The 21,146-nt window shown below is 57.0% G+C and carries 22 protein-coding genes and 1 pseudogene; 14 read left to right on the top strand and 9 right to left on the bottom strand.

The features are described from left to right. Positions 1-4: 4 nt before the first annotated feature. Positions 5-499 carry a winged helix-turn-helix transcriptional regulator gene (locus tag ACJ8J5_RS13245; RefSeq protein WP_197811068.1) on the bottom strand — a complete coding sequence of 165 codons (495 nt, stop codon included), beginning with the start codon at positions 497-499 and terminating at the stop codon, positions 5-7. 166 nt (positions 500-665) lie between these two features. On the opposite strand from ACJ8J5_RS13245, the gene ACJ8J5_RS13240 reads away from it, so the two are divergent. Further along, on the top strand, positions 666-1,094 hold the full coding sequence (locus tag ACJ8J5_RS13240; RefSeq protein ID WP_414104694.1) for a tautomerase family protein: 429 nt from the start codon (positions 666-668) through the stop codon (positions 1,092-1,094). A 67-nt stretch (positions 1,095-1,161) separates the two neighbouring features. On the opposite strand, the gene ACJ8J5_RS13235 is transcribed toward ACJ8J5_RS13240, so the two are convergent. Next, positions 1,162-2,343: an aminotransferase class I/II-fold pyridoxal phosphate-dependent enzyme gene (locus tag ACJ8J5_RS13235; protein ID WP_141997813.1), complete on the bottom strand. Its 1,182-nt coding sequence runs from the start codon at positions 2,341-2,343 to the stop codon at positions 1,162-1,164. A 148-nt stretch (positions 2,344-2,491) separates the two neighbouring features. Between ACJ8J5_RS13235 and ACJ8J5_RS13230 the strand changes: the two genes are divergently transcribed. The 5 genes from ACJ8J5_RS13230 to iadA are packed head-to-tail and all read left to right on the top strand — an operon-like array spanning position 2,492 to position 7,130. Next, a complete protein-coding gene (locus ACJ8J5_RS13230; protein ID WP_049295416.1) occupies positions 2,492-2,740 on the top strand; it encodes a hypothetical protein in 249 nt (82 codons plus the stop codon). Continuing rightward, positions 2,737-4,272, top strand: coding sequence for a sodium:solute symporter family protein (locus ACJ8J5_RS13225; RefSeq protein WP_342094705.1), 1,536 nt, complete (start codon positions 2,737-2,739; stop codon positions 4,270-4,272). The genes ACJ8J5_RS13230 and ACJ8J5_RS13225 overlap by 4 nt, the downstream gene beginning before the upstream one ends. Positions 4,273-4,295: 23 nt before the next feature. Then, a complete protein-coding gene (locus tag ACJ8J5_RS13220; RefSeq protein ID WP_049295418.1) occupies positions 4,296-5,255 on the top strand; it encodes a GntR family transcriptional regulator in 960 nt (319 codons plus the stop codon). 10 nt (positions 5,256-5,265) lie between these two features. Beyond that, positions 5,266-5,970, top strand: coding sequence for a creatininase family protein (locus ACJ8J5_RS13215; RefSeq protein ID WP_414104693.1), 705 nt, complete (start codon positions 5,266-5,268; stop codon positions 5,968-5,970). After that, complete coding sequence (gene iadA, locus ACJ8J5_RS13210; RefSeq protein WP_404758340.1) at positions 5,967-7,130, top strand: beta-aspartyl-peptidase; 1,164 nt, start codon at positions 5,967-5,969, stop codon at positions 7,128-7,130. The genes ACJ8J5_RS13215 and iadA overlap by 4 nt, the downstream gene beginning before the upstream one ends. Positions 7,131-7,241: 111 nt before the next feature. Here the strand turns inward: iadA and ACJ8J5_RS13205 are convergent. From ACJ8J5_RS13205 to ychF, 3 genes and pseudogenes are all read right to left on the bottom strand, one after another. After that, a pseudogene (locus ACJ8J5_RS13205) lies at positions 7,242-7,397 on the bottom strand (transposase); the annotation flags it as partial. Positions 7,398-7,517: 120 nt separating this feature from the next. Then, the gene (locus ACJ8J5_RS13200; protein ID WP_141997823.1) at positions 7,518-7,949 is read right to left on the bottom strand and encodes a hypothetical protein; all 432 of its coding nucleotides are present in this window, start codon (positions 7,947-7,949) and stop codon (positions 7,518-7,520) included. 373 nt (positions 7,950-8,322) lie between these two features. Continuing rightward, a complete protein-coding gene (gene ychF, locus ACJ8J5_RS13195; RefSeq protein WP_414104691.1) occupies positions 8,323-9,414 on the bottom strand; it encodes a redox-regulated ATPase YchF in 1,092 nt (363 codons plus the stop codon). 334 nt (positions 9,415-9,748) lie between these two features. Between ychF and ACJ8J5_RS13190 the strand changes: the two genes are divergently transcribed. Beyond that, entirely contained in the window at positions 9,749-11,278 is a 1,530-nt protein-coding gene (locus tag ACJ8J5_RS13190; protein ID WP_025302490.1) for a SulP family inorganic anion transporter, read from the top strand. 37 nt (positions 11,279-11,315) lie between these two features. On the opposite strand, the gene pth is transcribed toward ACJ8J5_RS13190, so the two are convergent. Beyond that, positions 11,316-11,906, bottom strand: a complete 591-nt coding sequence (pth, locus tag ACJ8J5_RS13185; RefSeq protein ID WP_004941053.1) for an aminoacyl-tRNA hydrolase — start codon at positions 11,904-11,906, stop codon at positions 11,316-11,318. Positions 11,907-12,207: 301 nt separating this feature from the next. Between pth and ychH the strand changes: the two genes are divergently transcribed. Further along, positions 12,208-12,486 (top strand): stress-induced protein YchH, encoded by a 279-nt coding sequence (gene ychH, locus ACJ8J5_RS13180; protein ID WP_025302491.1) that lies wholly within the window; start codon positions 12,208-12,210, stop codon positions 12,484-12,486. A 185-nt stretch (positions 12,487-12,671) separates the two neighbouring features. Here the strand turns inward: ychH and prs are convergent, their stop codons facing one another. The 3 genes from prs to lolB all read right to left on the bottom strand — a co-directional run bounded on the left by prs (position 12,672) and on the right by lolB (position 15,280). Next, positions 12,672-13,619, bottom strand: a complete 948-nt coding sequence (prs, locus tag ACJ8J5_RS13175) for a ribose-phosphate diphosphokinase (RefSeq protein ID WP_004941061.1) — start codon at positions 13,617-13,619, stop codon at positions 12,672-12,674. Positions 13,620-13,793: 174 nt separating this feature from the next. After that, the gene (ispE, locus tag ACJ8J5_RS13170; RefSeq protein WP_049207164.1) at positions 13,794-14,660 is read right to left on the bottom strand and encodes a 4-(cytidine 5'-diphospho)-2-C-methyl-D-erythritol kinase; all 867 of its coding nucleotides are present in this window, start codon (positions 14,658-14,660) and stop codon (positions 13,794-13,796) included. Next, on the bottom strand, positions 14,657-15,280 hold the full coding sequence (gene lolB / locus ACJ8J5_RS13165; RefSeq protein ID WP_197835525.1) for a lipoprotein insertase outer membrane protein LolB: 624 nt from the start codon (positions 15,278-15,280) through the stop codon (positions 14,657-14,659). The genes ispE and lolB overlap by 4 nt, the downstream gene beginning before the upstream one ends. A 467-nt stretch (positions 15,281-15,747) precedes the next feature. On the opposite strand from lolB, the gene hemA reads away from it, so the two are divergent. The 6 genes from hemA to kdsA are packed head-to-tail and all read left to right on the top strand — an operon-like array spanning position 15,748 to position 21,122. Continuing rightward, positions 15,748-17,010, top strand: a complete 1,263-nt coding sequence (gene hemA / locus ACJ8J5_RS13160; RefSeq protein WP_141997829.1) for a glutamyl-tRNA reductase — start codon at positions 15,748-15,750, stop codon at positions 17,008-17,010. 31 nt (positions 17,011-17,041) lie between these two features. Then, complete coding sequence (gene prfA, locus ACJ8J5_RS13155) at positions 17,042-18,127, top strand: peptide chain release factor 1 (protein WP_016928099.1); 1,086 nt, start codon at positions 17,042-17,044, stop codon at positions 18,125-18,127. Continuing rightward, positions 18,127-18,960 carry a peptide chain release factor N(5)-glutamine methyltransferase gene (gene prmC, locus ACJ8J5_RS13150; RefSeq protein ID WP_442520481.1) on the top strand — a complete coding sequence of 278 codons (834 nt, stop codon included), beginning with the start codon at positions 18,127-18,129 and terminating at the stop codon, positions 18,958-18,960. Before prfA ends, prmC begins: the two co-directional genes overlap by 1 nt. A gap of 41 nt (positions 18,961-19,001) precedes the next feature. Beyond that, positions 19,002-19,403 (top strand): SirB2 family protein, encoded by a 402-nt coding sequence (locus tag ACJ8J5_RS13145; protein ID WP_171455054.1) that lies wholly within the window; start codon positions 19,002-19,004, stop codon positions 19,401-19,403. Next, the gene (gene sirB1, locus ACJ8J5_RS13140; RefSeq protein WP_016928096.1) at positions 19,400-20,209 is read left to right on the top strand and encodes an invasion regulator SirB1; all 810 of its coding nucleotides are present in this window, start codon (positions 19,400-19,402) and stop codon (positions 20,207-20,209) included. Before ACJ8J5_RS13145 ends, sirB1 begins: the two co-directional genes overlap by 4 nt. A 58-nt stretch (positions 20,210-20,267) precedes the next feature. Next, positions 20,268-21,122, top strand: a complete 855-nt coding sequence (gene kdsA, locus ACJ8J5_RS13135) for a 3-deoxy-8-phosphooctulonate synthase (protein ID WP_025302497.1) — start codon at positions 20,268-20,270, stop codon at positions 21,120-21,122. Positions 21,123-21,146: the final 24 nt, after the last annotated feature.

Raw genomic sequence — 21,146 nt, 5'->3', positions numbered from 1 at the left:
ACCGTTAGCGGGTTTTGCCGACGGCCAGCCGCCATCGCGTGCTCTCATCGGCGCCGGGCCCGGCCGCCAGCGCCAGGTTTTGCGGCGGCAACGATTCGCCGGTCACGCCATCCACTACGCGCAGGGTGGCGGGGTGGCCGGTCACGCGGTCAACCACGCGCAGCGGCGGCCCGGCCAGCTCGGACAGATTCCATTTATCGCCAATCTGAATCATCGCCATCACCAGCAGCCCGAGATCTTTTCCCTTCTCCGTCGGCAGATACTCGTAACGATCGGGGCGCGTCTGGTATTGCCGCTTTTCGATAAGGCCATGGCTTTCCAGGGCCTTGAGCCGATCGGTCAGCGTATTGTTGGTGATACCGGTCGACTGGCGCAAATCGTCATAGCGCGAGAGCCCCAGCAGCAGATCGCGCATGAGGATCGCACCCCAGCGATCGCCCAATGCCGACAGCACGTGCGCCACCGAGCACGTCATGCCTTCAAACCCTTTTGCTTTCACGTTGCCTTACCTCCGTTTGACGCCCGAATGCGGATAATTTTATCGCCTCGGCTTGATAACTTCAATAATTGGAGTTATTACTCTTATTATTGGAGTTTGTCATTAACAGCGGCTGATGGCCTGAACGCCGGCCCGAAACCCGCGCCTTCACCGAGGAGAAAACGTTATGCCACTGTGGCAGATTTACCACCCTGAGCCGGCCTTCAGCGCCGCCGATAAACGCGCGATTGCGCAGAAGGTCACCGCCCTGTACCAGAATTTTTTGCCGCGCTTCTACGTCAACGTGTTCTTCCACGCGCTGCCGCCAGGTTCGGCCTATCTCGGCGGCGAACCGGTCGATGATTTCGTGCGGGTGACCATCGACCATATCGCGCGCGCCATGGACAACGACGCAGAGCAGCAGCAATTCCTGGCGGCCTGCACCCGCATCCTGCATCCCTACATCGCCGCCCGCGGGTTGCGCTGGGAACTGCACGTCGACGAAACGCCGTTCTCGCTGTGGACGATTGACGGATTAAAACCGCCGGCGCCGGGGACGGCGGCAGGCGAGAAGTGGTGCAGCGAGAACCGGCCTTCGGTGTGGGAGGGGGGCTGATATTTTGTCAGGCAGTGGGTTGGCATGCCAAGGCGCTTATTTTCATATTGAGGTATCGTATCAGCCCTTACTCGGGTAACCAGGTGGGCAAATTGATACAGCCGGCGGCAGCCAGCATACCCGTAGGGCAATCTGGCAGCAGCAAAGGTTGAGGATGCATTGGTGTGGTAAACCATACGCCGACGTCGACGTTCAGCGCTTGTTCCAGTGCTGCCTTTTGTTGCTTTTGCTCCGCTGAGAGCATTAAGGGGAACCTCAGCCAACTGTTTTCTGCTCCCACCAGGGTCAGTGCAGGAGGATATCCCTGTTTTAGCGCCCAGCGTCGCCAGAATTCCGCACCACGGCGGCGCCGCAGTAATAGCTCTGGTAACTGATTAAGTTGCAGTGTCAGGAGTTCCGCGACCGGTTCGGCCATTCGCCAGTGATACTGTGGGCTAAACAAACCGCTGAGTTCGGTCTGCTGCATCTGTGGTATCCGCTGTTCCTGAGGCCACGACGCATCCGCCGTCGCCTTTCCTTGTTGATTGGCCAGTACGGCGTGTCGCAAAGTGCGCAGCAACGCTCGTATGAATAGTGGATCGGCATCAGCTGTCTGCGCGTACACCTGCTGCAAGCGAGTTTTCAAAGCAGGATCACGAGTGATAACCCACCCACCGTGAATGGTGTTGACGATCTTCGAACGCTCGCTGCTGAAAAAAGCAATGTCGCCCAACGTTCCCAGCAACTGACCGCGGTAGCTGGCTCCGGTAGCGTGGGCGCAATCCTCGATAATCCACAGCCCGTGGCGGCTCGCCAGCGACAACAGAGATTCCAGATCGCGGCAAACCAAGCCAAAACTGTACTGGATCATCACTGCGCGCGTGCGGGGAGTAATGGATTTCGCTAATGCTTCCGCATCCATGCCAAAGGTTTCGGTTTCAATATCGACAAATCTGGCTTCCACACCGTTGTAGGTCAGCGCATTGGTTACGCATTGGCAAGTAAACGCTGGGATCAGGACCTGATCACCGGGTTGAAGCCCCAGGGTACGCACTACCGCGTAGAAGGCCGCGCGCCCTCCCATAAAACTCGCCACACCTTCCTGTCCGCATTGCCAGAGCTCGGTAATCTGTCGATGCAGGACTTGTACCGCTTCACCTGGCGCGTAGATGTCCTGGCCAGCCAACCAGCGCTGTGCACACGCATCTTCCGATTTGCCGAGTGTTGTATTCAATAACTCTACCCGTGACTTGAAAGGCAGCCTTTCCATACTCCCTCCTGCAGCTTTTATATTTGTAAGAAAATTGTTGTTATTTTGTTCATGCTGTTATATTAAATAATAACAGTAAGTGCAACGACAAATAATCTGTTGGTGTACTGCTGAGATAAATAATAATAAACGGTACCAAGGGGGAGTGATGGACGTAACAAGTAACTGTTTTGAAAGAAAATGGTTTTATGTCTTCATGTTTATGTATCTGTTGATAATGATGCCTTTCCCATTCTTCTACAACACCGATTACCAACCTGGTTGGTTAGGTGTTCCGGTGTTTATATTTGGCTGGTTAATACATGGTGTAACAGTTATTGCCTTGATTGTTCTCTTTGCCTGGCAATGCTTGCAACGCCCGGAGTACCAGGGCGATATTGAGGAGGACAACGCATGAGCAATCTCACTACGCTGTTACAGCCTGAACCGGTATCCTTCTATACGACTTTGAGCTTGTTCTTGCTGCTGCTCGGCGGCATTGGCTGGTATGCCGCCCGTGCCACCAAATCGCTCAGTGACTTTTTGGTTATGGGAGGGAAAGCCGGTGCAGTTGTTGGTGGTTTCGCCTACTTTGCCAGCCAATACAGCATGAGTACCTTTATGGGAGTGCCAGCCATGACCTACAGTACCGGATTCGCCGGTATGAGTGTGTCTGTGCCCGGACTGGCTTTCTCCATGCTAATCCCGGCGCTGTTTGTCGGCCGCAAATTAATGCTGATGGGGCGCAGATATAATCTGATGACCATGAGCGACTACCTGTCCGATCGCTATGAGTCTAATGCCATCCGTGGCGTTCACGCGGTTATGATGGTCATTTTCCTTATAGCCATGATGGGCGCTCAGACCGTTGGGGCCGGCGTCATTCTCAACACCTTCACCGGGCTACCGGAATGGATCGGTGTAGTAGTCATGGGAGTGGTGGTGGTGCTCTATTGCATGATAGGCGGCATGACCGGCGCGATGATGACAGACGTCTTGCAAGGCGGGCTGATGGTCGCCACTGCTGTCGTTACCTTCATCGTTTCCGTCCATGCCGGCGGCGGAATGGAGGCCATTACCGGAAAGCTGGCGACGGAGATGCCGAGCCATTTGACGCACCCCGGCGCAAAGGGGGACTTCCCTTGGCAGACCTATGTCTCGATGATCGTGATGTGGAGTTTCTTTACTATCGGCCAGCCAACGCTATTCACCAAGTTCTTTACCATGAACAGCTATCGCACGATGTTTAAAGCGGTCATCCTCGGTACATTGGGCATGCTGTTTTCGGCGACGATGATTGAATGGTCGGGGGTTAACGCTGCGACTTTCATCAGTGGTTTGAGTGGGCAGGAAACCGACTTTATCGTTCCCGTGATCCTGCAGCAGAATTTGTCGCCCTGGATCGCCTCGCTACTGATAACCGGGATTGTCTCTGCCGGCATGTCCACGATTTCCGCCTTGTTGGTGGTCGCCACGGGTGGCATAACGCGTGATATCTACCAGAATATGCTACGTCCACAGGCCTCGTCCCAACAGATTCTGACGTTGTCGCGCCTGATGACCGTTTTGTTGGGCATCGCCGCCATCATCATCGGTATTATGAAACCTGCCGGGATCTTTGCGTTGATACGCTTCGCTTTTGGTGGCCTGGGTATCTGGGTTGCCCCGGTGATCCTCGGCATGTACTGGAAACGCGCCACGGTAGCCGGCGCCATCAGTGCGGTGATTTTGGGCGAACTGGCCTATGTGGCGATGAAACTGTGGCTGCCTGACTGGTCCTTTGGTTTTGATCCGTTGATTATCTGCTGGAGTTTCACCATGGTGGTGATGGTGGTGGTCAGCCTGTTCACTTGCCCGGCCAGTGACGCGACGCTAAAACGTCATTTTGAAGACCTGCAAGCGTTGTGCGTCAGACGTGCCCGGCGGCATAGGGGTCACTCTGAACATTAATAAATTGAAAAGAGGCGTGTCTTATCAATATCGACAAAAACCTGCCGATTTCCCTGCAAACGCAGATCGTCGGCGCCATTGAATATGGCATCATGGCGGGCACTTTTCGCGATGACATCGCTTTGCCCTCGGTACGCGCGCTCAGCAAACAGCTGGGCGTTGCGCAACTGACAGTCAGCAATGCCTATCAAACCCTGAAAGGTATGGGGCTGATTGAAACCATTGCCGGCAAAGGCACTTATGTTGTGCGAAATCGCCAGGAGACGCCTCATCAAGACCAGGTAGCGCAGCTTCAACTGCGCTTTAAACAGCTGTTGCAAGATGCAGCCAACATCGGTTTGTCGGAATCGTTCTTTATCGGAGCGTTGAATCAGACTGCGTCTCCGGATATCTCTCCACAGGTATTGAAGATGGCGTTGGTCGGCAACTCCAACCGTATCAACCTCAGCTACATTGAGAGCATTCAGGAGGTTCTGGGTCACCGACAAACGATCGATACCTATACATTTCGGGAGTTTGCTGATTTGGCGCAAGAGCAATTGGACAGCTATCAATTCTGGTTGACCATCCCGCATTGCATCCCGCGGTTGAGGCTCCGGGTCGCGGAATCGACCCCGATATTCGCGCCATATCTCATTCCATCAGAGGAAACTCGTACCAGATTGGCACAGCTTTCCGCCGATACCGGCGTATTGCTGGTGTCACGCTATCAAACTTTTTTGCCCGCCATGCTGGAAGGTGTGAAGAATTTTGCGCCACACCTGGGAAAAATAGACGTTATCGCGCTGGAGGACGAAGGGTTGGCTGCTTCGCTGGCCAGCCATCGCACCCTCATCTACAGCACCGGTTGCCATAGCCATTTGCAGCCCATGCTACCGGCGACGAGCGAAGCCTTTGAGTATCGGCATACGCCGGAGCCACGCTATCTGCGCGAGACGCTACGTCCCGCCTGGCATCACTATTGCCAACACCAGGAACCTTAAGGAGATAACAATGAAAATCAGCGAGATGAACTGGTTTCAACTGCAGGATTACTTGACCCGCGACGATCGCGTGATCCTCTCCCTCGGCAGTACTGAACAGCACGCTTATCTTAGCCTGTGCACCGACCACCTGCTGGCCTCCCGATTGGCGGAAGAAGCGGGTGAAAAACAAGGTATTCCGGTTTATCCCGGCCTTCCTTTTGGTATGGCACCTTACTTTACCGAGTTTCCAGGCACCATCAATCTGCAGCCGCAGACTTACAACTCGCTTCTGGATGATGTCTTGAGCAGCCTGTATCGCAGCGGTTTCCGCCGTTTATTCCTGGTCAATGGGCATGGCGGTAACTCGCCTGTCCAGGTTCAGATCCACAATTGGCTCAACCGGCATCCCGAGGCTCGCGTACAGTTGCACAACTGGTGGGCCTCTCCCAAAGTTATGGGGTTGGTGAAGCACTTTTCCGCCAATGCCTCGCATGCTTCCTGGATGGAAAATTTCCCTTGGACGCGTCTGCCCAATGTTGACATGCCGCGGGAAGAGAAGCCTGCACTCAACGTGGCAAAATTGGCGCAACTGCCTGCCGCTGCCGTCAAGGTTTACATCGGCGATGGCAATTATGGCGGCGACTACCAACGTAGCGACGAAGAAATGGCGCAGATTTGGGCCGCCGGTCTGGACGAAACCTGCGTGCTGTTGGAGCAAGGGTGGATGCCATGAACTTTACATTGATCCGTAATGCGCGAGTGATTATTCCGCAAGGGATCGTTAAGCAGAACCTGCTCATCGGCATGGGCAAAGTTCTGGCGATGGCTGAAGATTTGTCTCCGCCGTCATTATTTCCCTGTGAGTTGTTTGACGCCCGCGGGCGCATACTGGCACCCGGAATCATTGATCAACACGTTCATCTGACGGGTGGCGGTGGCGAAGCGGGATTTCATACGCGAACGCCGGAGGTTCAACTTTCCCAGTTGCTGCAAAGCGGCATCACCAGCGTAATGGGATTGCTCGGTACTGATGGTGTTACCCGCCATGTGCAATCCCTGTTCGCCAAAGTCATGGGGTTGCGCAACGAAGGCATTTCCGCCTGGATGCTAACGGGCTCCTATGAGGTGCCGACCGTCACGATCACCGGTTCTGTCAGGGATGACATTACGTTTATCGAGCCCGTACTGGGCGTGAAAACAGCCATATCCGATCACCGTTCTTCACAACCGAGCATTGAGGAACTGATTCGCCTGGCGACTCAGGCTCGAGCCGCAGCGTTGTTGACGCAGAAACCCGGTCTGGTTGTTTTGCATCTGGGAAACGCTGCCAGTGCGCTTGACCCACTGGATGCCATTCGTGAGCAATATGACGTGCCATTGATCCACTTCCTGCCGACTCACGTCAACCGTCAGCGTCCTCTTTGGCGGCACGCCATGCAGTTAGCAAGGTTGCACGGTATCAATCTCGATCTCACCGCCGGTATCAGCCCACATCTGGGCGCTCGCGGTGCGGTAAAACCCAGTGAGGCGGTGCTGGAGGCGCTGGAGGCAGGGATTTCATCGGCCCAGTTGACGCTAAGTTCCGATGGAAATGGCAGCATTCCGGCCTTTGATGCAGAGGGTAATGTTTGCGGTCTGACCGTGGCCGGTTTTGATAGCTTGCTCAATGAAGTTCGGGATCTCAATGCTACGCTGCCGCTGGAACAATGCTGGCCGATGATTGCCGGAAATGTGGCGCAGCGGCTGAAACTCCCCCACAAAGGGGAAATCGCTGTGGGCAACGATGCCGATCTGCTGTTGCTAAGTGATGACTTACATCCCGAGGCGCTGTGGGCTAATGGTCGGCTGATGTTGGCCGATGGTGATGTGCTGGTACGTGGAACATTTGAATAATGTTTGGCCGCCGGCAACAGAAGACGGGCTCTTGAAGAGAAGAGCCTCCTTGGCGGTAGCTGCACATGACGCATTGCCAACGACGGGGGAGAGGTGGTGCAGCGAGAACCGGCCTTCATGGCGCTGTTTTCTGTTGGCATTCACACCATGAAGCCGTGCGACATGGGAGATTGTTATGCCAGGCTGAAGTATTTTCTGAACAATGGCAATTTTTTCCTGTGGAGAACGGCGCCTGCGGCGCTCTGGCCCGAGAAACTTTTTCATCATGCTTATCTACCAACCTAATGACTGGTTTTAAGGCTAGTCACTAATTTAAGGTGGGTCGAAGTGTCTGGAAGTTCAGGTGACCAGTCTAGAGGAGGTGTCATTCCGTGGTTATGATTTTATTCACATTATGGTTATAGATAGGAAAGACATCATTAGGAAAGTATAGCTAATTATAAAGCGCCAATTCCTTTTTAAGATGAATAAAGTGCTCTGATAGTGCCGAAATTTTTTCACTTTGTTTAACTTGCAGAAAAGTGCCTCTTTTTCATTCTCGTCAAGATCTGCCTCATTGATTTTTTTGGTAATTAGAATCTCTGTTTTTGAAAATGGATTTTTGTTTTTAATTTTCAATAGCTTTACGGAGAAAAAGAGAATTGCGAGTATAAATGAAATTATTTGGAAAAGGTGGTTAGGTACCCCCCAACAACCCAAGGTCGTGAGAAACGTCCACTCTGCCACGGAATCTTTTTGCAAGTTTCCCCACCAGTCATTCATATCCTTGGCATAACCTTGTATTTCTTTTTTTATGTTTTGATAGTTACTATTCTTCATGATTCCTCCCAATAGTGTGATAGGTGTTATTCACCATCGGTGATTTTATACTGAACGCTTATTGGTGGGAATGAAAATCACTCGGGATATATAATTAATAGTTAAAAATGATTTATGCTAAACATGATTTTATTCTATTTGAGAAAATTGTGAGTTATTCTTATTGGAAGAATCACCATGGATTTGTAAATAAGGAAATACACTTGGTTGATAGGTAACTATGTATGGAAGGCATTCATATCATTACTCTCAAAGGCAGCAGTGATGGTACGGAAACCAAGTAGATGCATAGATTTCGACGAATGAAAAAATCCACGCCGAAGCGTGGATTTTTCCGTTTCCGGCAGCGGAGAAAAACGCTGCGGGGAAGGAATTAGACGTTGAACAAGAAGTTCATTACGTCGCCGTCTTTGACGATGTAGTCTTTACCTTCGGAGCGCATTTTGCCGGCTTCTTTGGCGCCTTGCTCACCCTTGTAGGTGATGAAGTCGTCAAAGGCGATGGTTTGCGCGCGGATAAAGCCTTTCTCGAAGTCGGTGTGGATCTTGCCGGCCGCCTGCGGGGCGGTTGCGCCGACCGGGATGGTCCAGGCGCGCACTTCTTTCACGCCGGCGGTGAAGTAGGTCTGCAGGTTCAGCAGTTCATAACCGGCGCGGATCACGCGGTTCAGGCCCGGCTCTTCCAGACCCAGTTCGGCCATGAACTCGTCGCGATCTTCGTCTTCCAGCTCGGCGATGTCGGATTCCACGGCGGCGCACACGGCAACCACCACGGAGCCTTCGGCGTCGGCGATTTTACGCACGGTGTCCAGGTACGGGTTGTTCTCAAAGCCGTCTTCGTTGACGTTGGCGATGTACATGGTCGGCTTCAGGGTCAGGAAGCTCAGGTATTTGATCGCCGCCTTGTCTTCATCGGTCAGATCCAGTGCGCGCAGCATGCCGGCGTTTTCCAGGTGCGGCAGACATTTCTCCAGCGCCGCCAGCTCGGCTTTGGCGTCTTTGTCGCCGCCTTTGGCTTTCTTCTGCACGCGGTGGATGGCGCGCTCGCAGGTGTCCAGGTCAGACAGCGCCAGTTCGGTGTTGATCACGTCGATGTCTTCGGCCGGATCGACCTTGTTGTTGACGTGAATGATGTTGTCGTTCTCGAAGCAGCGCACCACGTGGCCGATGGCTTCGGTTTCGCGGATGTTGGTCAGGAACTGGTTGCCCAGGCCTTCCCCCTTGGACGCGCCTTTCACCAGGCCGGCGATGTCGACGAATTCCATGGTGGTCGGCAGAATGCGCTGCGGCTTGACGATCTCGGCCAGCTTATCCAGACGCGGATCGGGCATCGGCACCACACCGGTGTTCGGTTCAATGGTGCAGAACGGGAAGTTGGCTGCTTCAATGCCCGCTTTGGTCAACGCGTTGAACAGGGTGGATTTGCCTACGTTAGGCAGGCCGACGATACCGCATTTGAATCCCATGTTGTAATCACCTTAAATATCTTAACTATCAGTCGGTTAGATTTAACCAACTGCATAAAGGGCAAAATAATGCCGCTATTATACACGTAATGGGCGTTTATCTCGATCAGACTTGCTTGGCCGGGGCGAATGCAGCGCGGGCGACCGGTTTTTGATTGAGATTTGGATCACATTTAACCATACTGGCCGTTCCGATTAACCGACAGGAAACGCGCCGGATGTATTTCTTGCCTACGCCACCCTGAGCTGTGCCCGCCTGCAGTCTGCCGCGCCTTGCGGTACCCCATACCCGCTACGCGGGGAGATGATGTCATCTGTCATAAGTGAATAATGCATGTTTAACCTGAGTAACGTCAGGATCGCGGACGTTAAAAATGAAGTCCTGGCGGGCTTTGTGGTGGCGGTTTCGATGATCCCCGAGGCGGTCGGCTTTTCGCTGGTCGCCGGTCTTTCGCCGATCGTCGGTTTACATACCGCGTTTATTATCGGCCTGGTCACGGCGCTGTTCGGCGGCAAGCCGGGCATGGTTTCCGGCGCCGCAGGTTCCATTGTGGTGGTGCTGATGAGTCTGGCGGCGCAGTACGGCATGGGTTACGTGCTGTGGGCCACGCTGTTTGCCGGGGGGATTCAAATCCTGATCGGCGCCTTCCGGCTGGGCAAGTTCATTCGCCTGGTGCCGCTGCCGGCGATCCACGGCTTCGTCAATGGCCTGGCGATCGTCATCATGCTGGCGCAGCTGAAGATGATCGCCGGGCAGGGGCCGCTGATGTACGGCCTGGTGGCGCTGGCGATTGCGGTGGTGGTGCTGTTCCCGCGCCTGACCAAAGCCATTCCGTCTTCGCTGGCGGCGCTGCTGGTGGTTTCGGCGTTGGCGATCGGCCTCAATCTGCATACGCTGCGGGTGGGCGATCTGGCGGACATTTCCGGCGCGCTGCCGCACTTCAGCCTGCCGACGGCGCCGTTTACCCTGGAGATGGTGCGGGTGGTGCTACCCTATGCAGTAGTGATTGCCCTGGTCGGTTTGATTGAATCGCTGCTGACCATGACGGTGCTGGATGAAATGGGCGGCAAGAAGGGCAACGGTAACCGCGAAAGCATCGCGCAGGGCGCCGGTAACGCGGTGTGCGGCCTGTTCGGCTGCTTCGCCGGTTGTGCGATGATCGGCCAGTCGATCATCAACTTCACCTCGGGCGGGCGCGGGCGCATCTCCGGCACGGTGGGCGCTATCCTGCTGATTTTATTTGTGGTTAGCCTGTCGCGCTATATCGGCCTGCTGCCAGTGGCGGCGCTGGCCGGGGTGATGCTGGTGGTGTGTTACAACACTTTCGAGTGGAGTTCGCTGCGCCGTTTGCGTCGTATGCCGAAGGCGGACGCGCTGGTGATGATCGCCGTCACGTTGATCACCATCTTTACCGATCTGGCGGTGGCGGTGATCAGCGGGGTGATTATCTCGGCGCTGGTGTTCGCCTGGCAGCAGGCACGCATCCGCGTGCGCCAGCGGCAGGTGACGGGCGACGTGGCGGTGTATCGGCTCGATGGTCCGCTGTTCTTCGGCTCGGCCGCGGCTTTTGCCGAGCTGTTCGAGCCGCAAGGCGATCCGCAGAACGTGGTGCTGGACTTTGCCGGCACCCGGGTGATGGATTCCAGCGGCGTAGAAGCGATCGATAAGCTGACGGCGCGTTATCTGGCGGCGGGGAAAAGCATTCGTCTGCGCCACCTGAGCGGTGACTGCGTGCGCCTGCTCAAGCGCGCCGGGCCGTTTTGCAGCCATGAACTGGACGATCCGCAGTATTACGTGGCGGAAGAGGGGTTCGCCGCCGATGATCGCCGCGTGGGCGAGGAGACCTTCAACCCGCGCGGCTAAAAGCCGGCAGCGGGCAGGGCGCCCGCTGCGGTAAGGTTCAGGCCTGCGCCTTGAAGCTGTGCAGGCGCTGAACGGTTTTTTCCAGCCCGTCCTTCATCAGCATCTCGGTGCAGCGCAGCGACTCGTCGATCGCTTCGTCAATCATCTTCTGCTCGCTGGCCGGCGGCTTGCCGAGCACGAAGCCCACCACCTTGTTCTTGTCGCCCGGATGGCCGATGCCGATGCGCAGGCGGTAGAAGTTCGGGTTATTGCCGAACTTGTTTTGGATGTCTTTCAGGCCGTTGTGGCCGCCGTTGCCGCCGCCGAGCTTGATTTTTGCCACGCCGGGCGGCAGATCCAGCTCGTCGTGCGCCACCAGGATCTCGTTGGGTTCGATGCGGTAGAAATTGGCCATCGCCAGCACCGCTTTGCCGCTCAGGTTCATGAAGGTGGTCGGCACCAGCAGGCGCACGTCGTTGCCCGCCAGATTCAAACGGGCGGTGTAGCCGAAGAACTTGCTCTCTTCTTTCAACTGCTGATTGTGGCGCTGTGCCAGCAGATCGACGTACCAGGCGCCGGCGTTGTGGCGTGTCTGGGCGTATTCCGCGCCCGGGTTGGCCAGGCCGACTATCAATTTAATACTGCTCACTGGGAGATTCACTATGATCAGGGTAATGGAAAGGGCCTTAGTCTACCTGTCGGGGCGGTGAATGACAAAATCCGATCTCTGCCTTCGGCGTTGGTAAGAAAGACGAATGATTCATTAGCTGAATCATTCAATTTGTCTGCTAATTTTCAGTGGCGTGTTAAGAAGTGTCAATAATTCTTTACCATTTGTGATCGCCTCCGCAATCCCCTTGCCATAACAAGGACTATACTTAACTTATCAAAGTGGGTTAACAAGTTGCAGCGTTATCCCGGTTGGCACATGGCAATCATGGAGGTGGCATATGAAACGTAGAAGCGCGGACAGAATGGGCAACTTTTTTATGGGGCTGGGGCTGGTCGTGATGATCGGCGGCGTTGGATACTCCATTATTGCTGAAGTTTCCCAGTTCAATTTACCGCAATTTTTCGCCCACGGCGCCATCATGAGTATCTTCGTCGGCGCGCTGTTATGGCTGGTGGGCGCGCGTATAGGCGGCCGCGAGCAGGTGGCGGATCGCTACTGGTGGGTAAAACACTTTGATAAACGGTGCCGTAACGACCAACATCGTTCGTCGCATTGATTAAAAAATCAGAAGGGAAGCAAGAGCAGGGCAAGGGAATATCTGCCGTGCATTAAGGTCTGAGGTCATGTTGGACTACGAGTAGAAAACCCGTTGTTGCTCACGCACCAACGGGTTTTTCTTTTTCTGCTGTCGGGCTCGCTATCTTTCCGGCACGGTGGGCACCGCACCGGAAAGACGACGAATCAATGCTCGAACATCGCAGAGATCGACTCTTCGTTGCTGATGCGGCGGATGGCTTCAGCCAGCATGCCGGACAGGGTCAGAGTGCGAACGTTTTTCAGTGCCTTGATTTCCGGCGACAGCGGAATGGTGTCGCAGACGATCACTTCATCAATCACCGAGTTCTTGATGTTGTCCACGGCGTTGCCGGAGAAGATCGGGTGCGTCGCGTAGGCGAATACGCGCTTGGCACCGCGTTCTTTCAACGCTTCAGCCGCTTTACACAAGGTACCGCCGGTGTCGATCATGTCGTCGACCAGCACGCAGTCGCGGCCTGCCACGTCACCGATGATGTGCATCACCTGAGAAACGTTCGCGCGCGGGCGGCGTTTGTCGATGATGGCCATGTCGGTGTCGTTCAGCAGTTTGGCGATGGCGCGAGCACGCACTACGCCGCCGATGTCCGGGGAAACCACGATCGGGTTTTCCAGGTTCTGCTGCAGCATGTCTTCCAGCAGGATCGGGCTGCCGAACACGTTGTCTACCGGTACGTCGAAGAAGCCTTGAATCTGCTCAGCATGCAGATCCACCGTCAGAACGCGGTCAACCCCTACGCTGGAGAGGAAATCGGCAACCACCTTGGCGGTGATGGGTACACGCGCGGAACGCACGCGGCGATCCTGGCGGGCATAGCCGAAGTAAGGGATAACGGCGGTAATACGACCTGCGGAGGCGCGACGCAGGGCGTCGACCATCACAACCAGTTCCATCAGGTTGTCGTTGGTCGGGGCACAGGTGGACTGGATGATGAAAATATCACCGCCGCGTACATTTTCGTTGATTTGCACGCTCACTTCGCCGTCGCTAAAACGACCTACAGCGGCGTCACCAAGGCTGGTGTACAAACGGTTGGCAATACGTTGTGCTAGTTCCGGGGTGGCGTTACCAGCAAAAAGCTTCATATCAGGCACGAGAAGAACCTCAGGCTTGCGTCCAGAGAAGATATTGTCATACGACATCGCCAAGGGGCAGTTGGCGACGCCGGCGCAATATACATACGGGTATGTAAAACTAAAATTGAGACCGCAGGCAGCGCAGGGATAACAGGGCCAGGTGTGCATGACCCTGCGCAGCGAAACGTTGAGCTACGACTCAAACCGCCCGGAACGAATGCGATGTAGTGGGGAGACGTTAACGCCGCGCGCTACAAAACCACACAACCACTCCGGGGCTTGATTTAACACCTGACGGGCGGCGATTTCTGTGTCGAATTCAGCAAACACACAAGCACCTGTGCCAGTCAGGCGTGACGGGGCGTATTCTAACAGCCATGAAAGAAGCTGTTCAACCTCGCGAAAACGTTTTCTTGCGATCGGTTCGCAATCATTTGCGTACGGCGCCTGCAACAGCTCACTTAAGGAGCGAACCGGGGTGTTTCTTTTTAATTCGGGGTCGCCGAAGATAACCGGCGTCGGGATGCCGACGCCAGGATGCGCCACCAGATACCATTTTTCCTGCGGCTCGGCCGGCTGCAGGCGCTCGCCGATGCCTTCGGCGAAGGCGGCGTGGCCGCGCACGAACACCGGCACGTCGGCGCCGAGGCTGAGCCCCAGCGCTGCCAGTTGGTCGTCGCCAAGACCGCAGCGCCACAGTTCGTTCAGCGCCACCAGCACGGTGGCGGCGTTGGAGGAACCGCCGCCCAAACCGCCGCCCATCGGCAGGCGCTTGTCGATGCTGATGTCGGCGCCGCGCGGCGCGGTTTGCAGGCCGCGTTCATCGCAATAGCGCTGCAGCAGGCGGGCGGCGCGCACGATCAGGTTCTGCTCGTCTGGAACGCCGTCGACCGGCGTCAGCAGATGAATGCGGTCGTCCTGGCGAGGGTCGATGGTCAGGGTATCGCCGTAGTCCAAAAACTGGAACAGCGTCTGCAGCAGGTGATAGCCGTCTTCACGGCGGCCGGTGATGTACAAAAACAGGTTGAGTTTCGCGGGGGAGGGCCACTGGCGGATCATTTGAGCGCCCAGTTATCCATCTTCAGCTTGATGCGCTGGTCGCCCTGCTGCAGCTCCAGGCGGTTCGGCAGCGTCGGCTGCACCTCGTTGCTGTAGCCCTGGTAATCCACTTTCCAGGTCTGGCCGCCTTGCTGGTAGGTCAGCTTGCTCAGGCGATATTGGTCATCCAGCGCAAAATCGCTGGCTTCGCCCGGCAGGCCGAGCATCCACTGGCGCAGGTTGTTCAGCGGGATCGCCATGCCGGTCAGCTTGCGGATCATCTCTTCCGGGTTGTCGCTGACGTAGCGTTTGCCCTGGTTGTCGGTCAGCTGCACCACGTTTTTCTGCACGTTGAGATCCATTTCCGTGCTGCCCAGCGGGTTGGTCAGCAGCAGGCGGTAGCGCTCCGGCGAGAACTGCTGCCAGAAGAAGCGGGCGTAGACTTTTTTCTGATCAGACAAGTAGGCGAAGGAGCCGCGGGTCTGATAGGTGCTGAGCTGTTGCACTGCCTGCTCATGGGCGCGCCACTGCGGTGAAGTCGGGCTGGTGGCCGGGCCGGTCGGCTTGGTGGTGGTACAGGCGGCCAGCACCAGGCTGGCCAGCGGGATCAGACGGAGCAAACTAACTTTGCGTATTGGCATAACTTTCTCTTGTCCTTTTGTCCTTGCGGGCATGCGCGACGAAACCCGGATTCAGCGCTCACGCTAACGGGGCGGCGGCGGCGCGTCAATTTTTTGCTGCATCGCGTTGAATCTTTCCGCTTTTGCCGGCGCAATGCCAACCCGGTACGCGCGTCGGGGTCGCCATTAAGCGTAACACAATCGCCTAAAGGCGGGGAGGCGCGCCCGATAAGCGGTGCCGGAGTTGCGCAAACGCCGCCGTTGCGTACGCCGAATAGCGTGCGCGTTATCGCAAACTGCGCTAAAATTTAAGCAATCAACCTAGCCTATGACTATTTATCCCGCTGTATTTATTGCTTATTCATTAATTGATGTCATCTATGACAGCGATTGAACGGAAGATGCGGTTGTTACTTTTATTGATCCCGCGCATCAAGTAGAATGCCGTTCAACGAGAACCCGTACCAAGATAAGTATTACTCGAAGCAATGACCCTGCTGGCGTTAGGTATAAATCACAAAACCGCTCCGGTTTCTCTGCGTGAAAGGGTGACCTTCTCGCCAGAGTCCATCGATGAGGCGCTGACCAGCTTGCTCCAACAACCGTTGGTGCAGGGCGGTGTCGTGTTGTCCACCTGCAACCGCACCGAGCTGTACCTCAGCGTAGAGCAACAGGAACACATGCACGAGCAGCTGGTCGCCTGGCTGTGCGCATATCACAACCTGCGCCCGGAAGAGGTGAAGAAAAGCCTGTACTGGCATCAGGGCAACGACGCGGTCAGCCATCTGATGCGGGTGGCCAGCGGGTTGGACTCACTGGTATTGGGCGAACCGCAGATCCTCGGCCAGGTGAAAAAGGCCTTCGCCGAGTCGCAACGCGGCCAGTCGCTGTCCGGCGAGCTGGAGCGTCTGTTCCAGAAATCCTTCTCCGTCGCCAAGCGCGTGCGCACCGAAACCGACATCGGCGCCAGCGCGGTCTCCGTAGCGTTTGCTGCCTGTACCCTAGCGCGGCAGATCTTCGAATCGCTGGCCGATCTCAACGTCTTGCTGGTGGGCGCCGGTGAAACCATCGAGCTGGTGGCGCGCCACCTGCGCGAACACAAAGTGCGGCACATGATCATCGCCAACCGCACCCGCGAGCGCGCGCAGCTGCTGGCGGACGAGGTGGGCGCAGAAGTGATCACCCTGCCGGAGATCGACGAACGCCTGGCGGACGCCGACATCATCATCAGCTCCACCGCCAGCCCGCTGCCGATCATCGGTAAGGGGATGGTGGAGCGCGCGCTGAAGGCGCGCCGCAACCAGCCGATGCTGCTGGTGGATATCGCCGTACCGCGCGATATCGAGCCGGAAGTCGGCAAACTGGCCAACGCTTATCTGTACAGCGTGGACGATCTGCACGCCATCATTCAAAGCAACCTGGCGCAGCGCAAAGCGGCGGCGGTGCAGGCGGAGTCGATCGTGCAGCAGGAAAGCATCAACTTCATGGCCTGGCTGCGTTCGCAGGGCGCGGTGGAAACCATCCGCGACTACCGTTCGCAGGCTGACCAAATTCGCGCGGAAATGGAGGCCAAAGCGCTGGCCGCCATCGCGCAGGGCGCCAACGTGGAGCAGGTTATTCACGAGCTGGCCCATAAACTGACCAACCGTCTTATTCATGCCCCTACCAAATCCCTCCAGCAGGCCGCCGGCGACGGCGACGTGGAGCGGTTGCAGTTATTACGCGACAGCCTCGGGCTGGATCAGCATTAGTTTTCTCTATTAACAGGGTTTATTACCACGCATGAAGCCTTCTATTGTTGCCAAACTGGAAGCGTTACAAGAGCGCCATGAAGAAGTGCAGGCGCTGCTCGGCGATGCCGGCGTCATCGCCGAGCAAGACCGGTTCCGCGCGCTGTCGCGAGAATACGCGCAGCTGACCGACGTCAGCCGCTGCTTCCTGGAATGGCGTCAGGTGCAGGAGGATCTGGAGACGGCGGAAATGATGCTGGACGATCCGGAAATGCGCGAGATGGCGCAGGAAGAGCTGAAACAGGCGCGGGCGACCAGCGAAGCGCTGGAGCAGCAGCTGCAGGTGTTGCTGCTGCCGAAAGATCCGGACGATGAGCGCAGCTGCTTCCTCGAAGTGCGCGCCGGCACCGGCGGCGATGAGGCGGCGATCTTTGCCGGCGATCTGTTCCGCATGTACAGCCGCTATGCGGAAAGCCGCCGCTGGCGTGTCGAGGTGATGAGCGCCAACGAAGGCGAACACGGCGGTTTCAAAGAAGTGATTGCCAAAGTTTCCGGCGATGGCGTGTACGGTCAGCTGAAGTTTGAATCCGGCGGGCACCGCGTGCAGCGCGTGCCGGAAACCGAATCCCAGGGGCGCATCCACACCTCCGCCTGTACCGTGGCGGTGATGCCGGAAGTGCCGGAAGCCGAGCTGCCGGACATCAACCCGGGCGATCTGAAAATCGACACCTTCCGCTCCTCCGGCGCCGGCGGCCAGCACGTTAACACCACCGACTCGGCGATCCGTATCACCCACCTGCCGACCGGCATCGTGGTGGAGTGCCAGGACGAACGTTCGCAGCACAAAAACAAAGCCAAGGCGATGTCGGTGCTGGGCGCGCGCATTCGCGCCGCCGAGATGGCCAAGCGCCAGCAGGCCGAGGCGTCCACTCGCCGCAACCTGCTGGGCAGCGGCGATCGTTCCGACCGCAACCGCACCTACAACTTTCCGCAGGGGCGGGTAACCGACCACCGCATCAACCTGACGCTCTACCGTCTGGACGAAGTGATGGAAGGCAAACTGGATATGCTGATCCAGCCGATCGTGCAGGAGTATCAGGCCGATCAGCTGGCTGCGCTGTCCGCCGAGCAAGAGTGATGGATTATCAATACTGGCTGAAAGCCGTCGCCGCGCGTTTGACCCACAGCGACAGCGCCCGGCGCGACGCGGAAATCCTGTTGGGTTTCGTGACCGGCAAGGCCAGAACCTTCCTGATGGCGTTCGGGGAAACCCTGCTGACGCCGCCGCAGCAACAGCAGCTGGAGACGCTGCTGGCGCGCCGCGAACGCGGTGAGCCGGTGGCCTATCTGGTGGGCGAGCGCGAGTTTTGGTCGCTGCCGCTGTCGGTCTCGCCGGCGACGCTGATCCCACGCCCTGATACCGAATGCCTGGTGGAACTGGCGCTGGCGCGCCTGCCGCCGCAACCCTGCCATTTCCTCGATCTTGGCACCGGCACCGGCGCCATCGCGCTGGCGCTGGCCAGTGAGCGCCCGGATTGTTCGGCTATCGGCATCGATGTGCAGCCGGAGGCGGTTGCGCTGGCGCAGCACAATGCGCACAAGCTGAAGATCGACAACGTCCGATTTCTACAGGGCAGCTGGTTTGCGCCGGTGGCGGGGCAACGCTTCGCGCTGATCGCCAGCAATCCGCCCTATATCGACGCCGCCGATCCGCATTTGTCGCAGGGCGACGTGCGCTTTGAACCCGGTAGCGCGCTGGTTGCCGCCGAGCACGGGCTGGCGGATCTGGCCGCCATCGTGCGCCAGGCGCCGCATTATTTGCAGTCGCAGGGCTGGCTGCTGTTGGAACATGGTTGGCAGCAGGGCGAGAGCGTGCGCGCGCTGCTGCAGGCCGCCGGATTTTCCGCTGTCGCCACCCACCGTGATTACGGCGACAACGACCGCGTGACGCTCGGCCAATGGCCGGGGTAAGCGCCTCTCATAATAACGACGCCCGAGCCATTTAAGGGAGCATCATGACTGCATACACCGCGTTGAAACATTTCCATTTGCTGACGGTCGCCATCAGTATTACCTTGTTTGTGCTGCGTTTCTTTTGGCAGTGGCGCCGCTCGCCGATCATGGGCCGCCGCTGGGTCAAGATAGCGCCGCACCTGAACGATACGCTGCTGTTCGTCAGCGGCATCGCGCTGGTGGTGACGTTCGGGTTTTATCCGCTGCTGGGTATGGACTCATGGCTGACCGAGAAGCTGTTTGGCGTTATTATCTATATCCTGCTTGGCTACGTCGCATTGGGCAAGAAGACCAAAAGTCAGCGGCTGCGAACCGTGGCGTTCGTGCTGGCGTTGGGCTGTCTGTATCTGATAATTAAACTTGCCACGACGAAAATACCGTTTCTGATGGGATACCTATGAGTAGCATTGCTGATTTTGAATTTAACACCTCGCCGCTGAGCGAAGGGGTGATCCTGGTGTCGCAGTCGGTGCGGCGCGATTTTCCCGCTGCCGACGTGGAGCGCAAGCTGCAACAGCTGGTGGATGAAGCGCGCGCGGCGGTGCCGGTCGATATCACTCAGGAGCAGCAACTGGATGCGCTCATCGAACTGTTCTACAAGACCTGGGGGTTCGGCGGCGCCAGCGGCGTTTACCGCCTGTCGGACGCCATCTGGCTGGACAAGGTGCTGGAAGGGCGGCAGGGCACGCCGGTCTCGCTAGGCACCATTTTCCTGCACATCGCCAACGCGCTGGATCTGCCTCTGTTGCCGGTGATTTTCCCCACTCAGCTGATCCTGCGCGCCGATTGGCTGGACGAAGAGCTGTGGCTGATCAACCCGCTGAACGGCGAAACCCTGAGCGAGCACCAGCTGGAAGTGTGGATCAAGGGCAACCTGGGGCTGGGCGCCGAACTGGAAGACGACGACCTCGACGAGTCGGAGAACATCATGGTGGTGCGCAAGATGTTGGATACGCTGAAGGCCGCCCTGATGGAAGAAAAGCAGCTGGAAATGGCGCTGCGCACCAGCGAAACGGTGCTGTGCTTCGATCCGGAAGATCCTTACGAGATCCGCGACCGCGGGCTGATTTATGCCCAGCTGGAGTGCAACCACATCGCGATTTCCGATCTCAACTATTTTGTCGAGCAGTGTCCTGAAGACCCGGTCAGCGAAGTGATCAAAGTACAGATCCACTCGATTGAGCCGAAACAGGTGACGCTGCATTAATTCAATGACTCCGTGCAGTTTGCAAGGCGACGGTTACAACCTTAACAAAGGCGAAAGCATGAAACAGAAAGTGGTTAGCATTGGCGACATCGACGTAGCAAACGACCTGCCGTTTGTGCTGTTTGGCGGTATGAACGTGCTGGAATCGCGCGATCTGGCGATGAGCATCTGCGAGCACTACGTCACCGTGACGCAAAAACTGGGCATTCCTTACGTATTCAAAGCCTCTTTCGACAAAGCCAACCGTTCTTCCATCCACTCGTACCGCGGTCCGGGCCTGGAAGAAGGGATGAAGATCTTCGAAGAGCTGAAGAAAACCTTCGGCGTGAAAATCATCACCGACGTGCATGAAGTGGCGCAGGCGCAGCCGGTTTCTGAAGTGGTTGACGTGATCCAACTGCCGGCCTTCCTGGCGCGTCAGACCGATCTGGTGGAAGCGATGGCGAAAACCGGCGCGGTGATCAACGTCAAGAAGCCACAGTTCGTCAGCCCGGGGCAGATGGGCAACATCGTCGACAAATTCAAAGAAGGCGGCAACGACCAGGTGATCCTGTGCGATCGCGGCAGCAACTTTGGTTATGACAACCTGGTGGTCGACATGCTGGGCATCAACGTGATGAAGAACGTGACCGGCGGCCATCCGGTGATCTTCGACGTGACCCACGCGCTGCAGACCCGCGATCCGTTCGGCGCCGCGTCCGGCGGCCGCCGCGCTCAGGTGGCCGAGTTGGCGCGCGCCGGCATGGCGGTTGGCCTGGCCGGCCTGTTCCTCGAAGCGCACCCGGATCCGAACAACGCCAAGTGCGACGGTCCTTCCGCGCTGCCGTTGGACAAGCTGGAGCCGTTCTTGGCGCAGATGAAAGCCATCGACGACCTGGTGAAGAGCTTCCCGGAGTTGGATACCAGCAACTAAGCGCTCGTCGCCATAAAAAAAGCC

It is taken from the genome of Serratia sp. CY43202 (genome assembly GCF_052168755.1).
In the GTDB taxonomy this organism is placed as follows: domain Bacteria; phylum Pseudomonadota; class Gammaproteobacteria; order Enterobacterales; family Enterobacteriaceae; genus Serratia; species Serratia bockelmannii.
This window is presented reverse-complemented; position numbering and strand designations above follow the sequence as displayed.

Excerpts from the sequence above, each read along its gene's own strand:
- ACJ8J5_RS13240 (WP_414104694.1), top strand. The coding sequence starts at position 666 with ATGCCACTGTGGCAGATTTACCACCCTGAGCCGGCCTTCAGCGCCGCC.
- ACJ8J5_RS13235 (WP_141997813.1), bottom strand. The coding sequence starts at position 2,343 with ATGGAAAGGCTGCCTTTCAAGTCACGGGTAGAGTTATTGAATACAACA.
- ACJ8J5_RS13230 (WP_049295416.1), top strand. The coding sequence starts at position 2,492 with ATGGACGTAACAAGTAACTGTTTTGAAAGAAAATGGTTTTATGTCTTC.
- ACJ8J5_RS13225 (WP_342094705.1), top strand. The coding sequence starts at position 2,737 with ATGAGCAATCTCACTACGCTGTTACAGCCTGAACCGGTATCCTTCTAT.
- ACJ8J5_RS13215 (WP_414104693.1), top strand. The coding sequence starts at position 5,266 with ATGAAAATCAGCGAGATGAACTGGTTTCAACTGCAGGATTACTTGACC.
- iadA (WP_404758340.1), top strand. The coding sequence starts at position 5,967 with ATGAACTTTACATTGATCCGTAATGCGCGAGTGATTATTCCGCAAGGG.
- ACJ8J5_RS13200 (WP_141997823.1), bottom strand. The coding sequence starts at position 7,949 with ATGAAGAATAGTAACTATCAAAACATAAAAAAAGAAATACAAGGTTAT.
- ychF (WP_414104691.1), bottom strand. The coding sequence starts at position 9,414 with ATGGGATTCAAATGCGGTATCGTCGGCCTGCCTAACGTAGGCAAATCC.
- ACJ8J5_RS13190 (WP_025302490.1), top strand. The coding sequence starts at position 9,749 with ATGTTTAACCTGAGTAACGTCAGGATCGCGGACGTTAAAAATGAAGTC.
- ychH (WP_025302491.1), top strand. The coding sequence starts at position 12,208 with ATGAAACGTAGAAGCGCGGACAGAATGGGCAACTTTTTTATGGGGCTG.
- ispE (WP_049207164.1), bottom strand. The coding sequence starts at position 14,660 with ATGATCCGCCAGTGGCCCTCCCCCGCGAAACTCAACCTGTTTTTGTAC.
- lolB (WP_197835525.1), bottom strand. The coding sequence starts at position 15,280 with ATGCCAATACGCAAAGTTAGTTTGCTCCGTCTGATCCCGCTGGCCAGC.
- hemA (WP_141997829.1), top strand. The coding sequence starts at position 15,748 with ATGACCCTGCTGGCGTTAGGTATAAATCACAAAACCGCTCCGGTTTCT.
- prfA (WP_016928099.1), top strand. The coding sequence starts at position 17,042 with ATGAAGCCTTCTATTGTTGCCAAACTGGAAGCGTTACAAGAGCGCCAT.
- prmC (WP_442520481.1), top strand. The coding sequence starts at position 18,127 with ATGGATTATCAATACTGGCTGAAAGCCGTCGCCGCGCGTTTGACCCAC.
- sirB1 (WP_016928096.1), top strand. The coding sequence starts at position 19,400 with ATGAGTAGCATTGCTGATTTTGAATTTAACACCTCGCCGCTGAGCGAA.
- kdsA (WP_025302497.1), top strand. The coding sequence starts at position 20,268 with ATGAAACAGAAAGTGGTTAGCATTGGCGACATCGACGTAGCAAACGAC.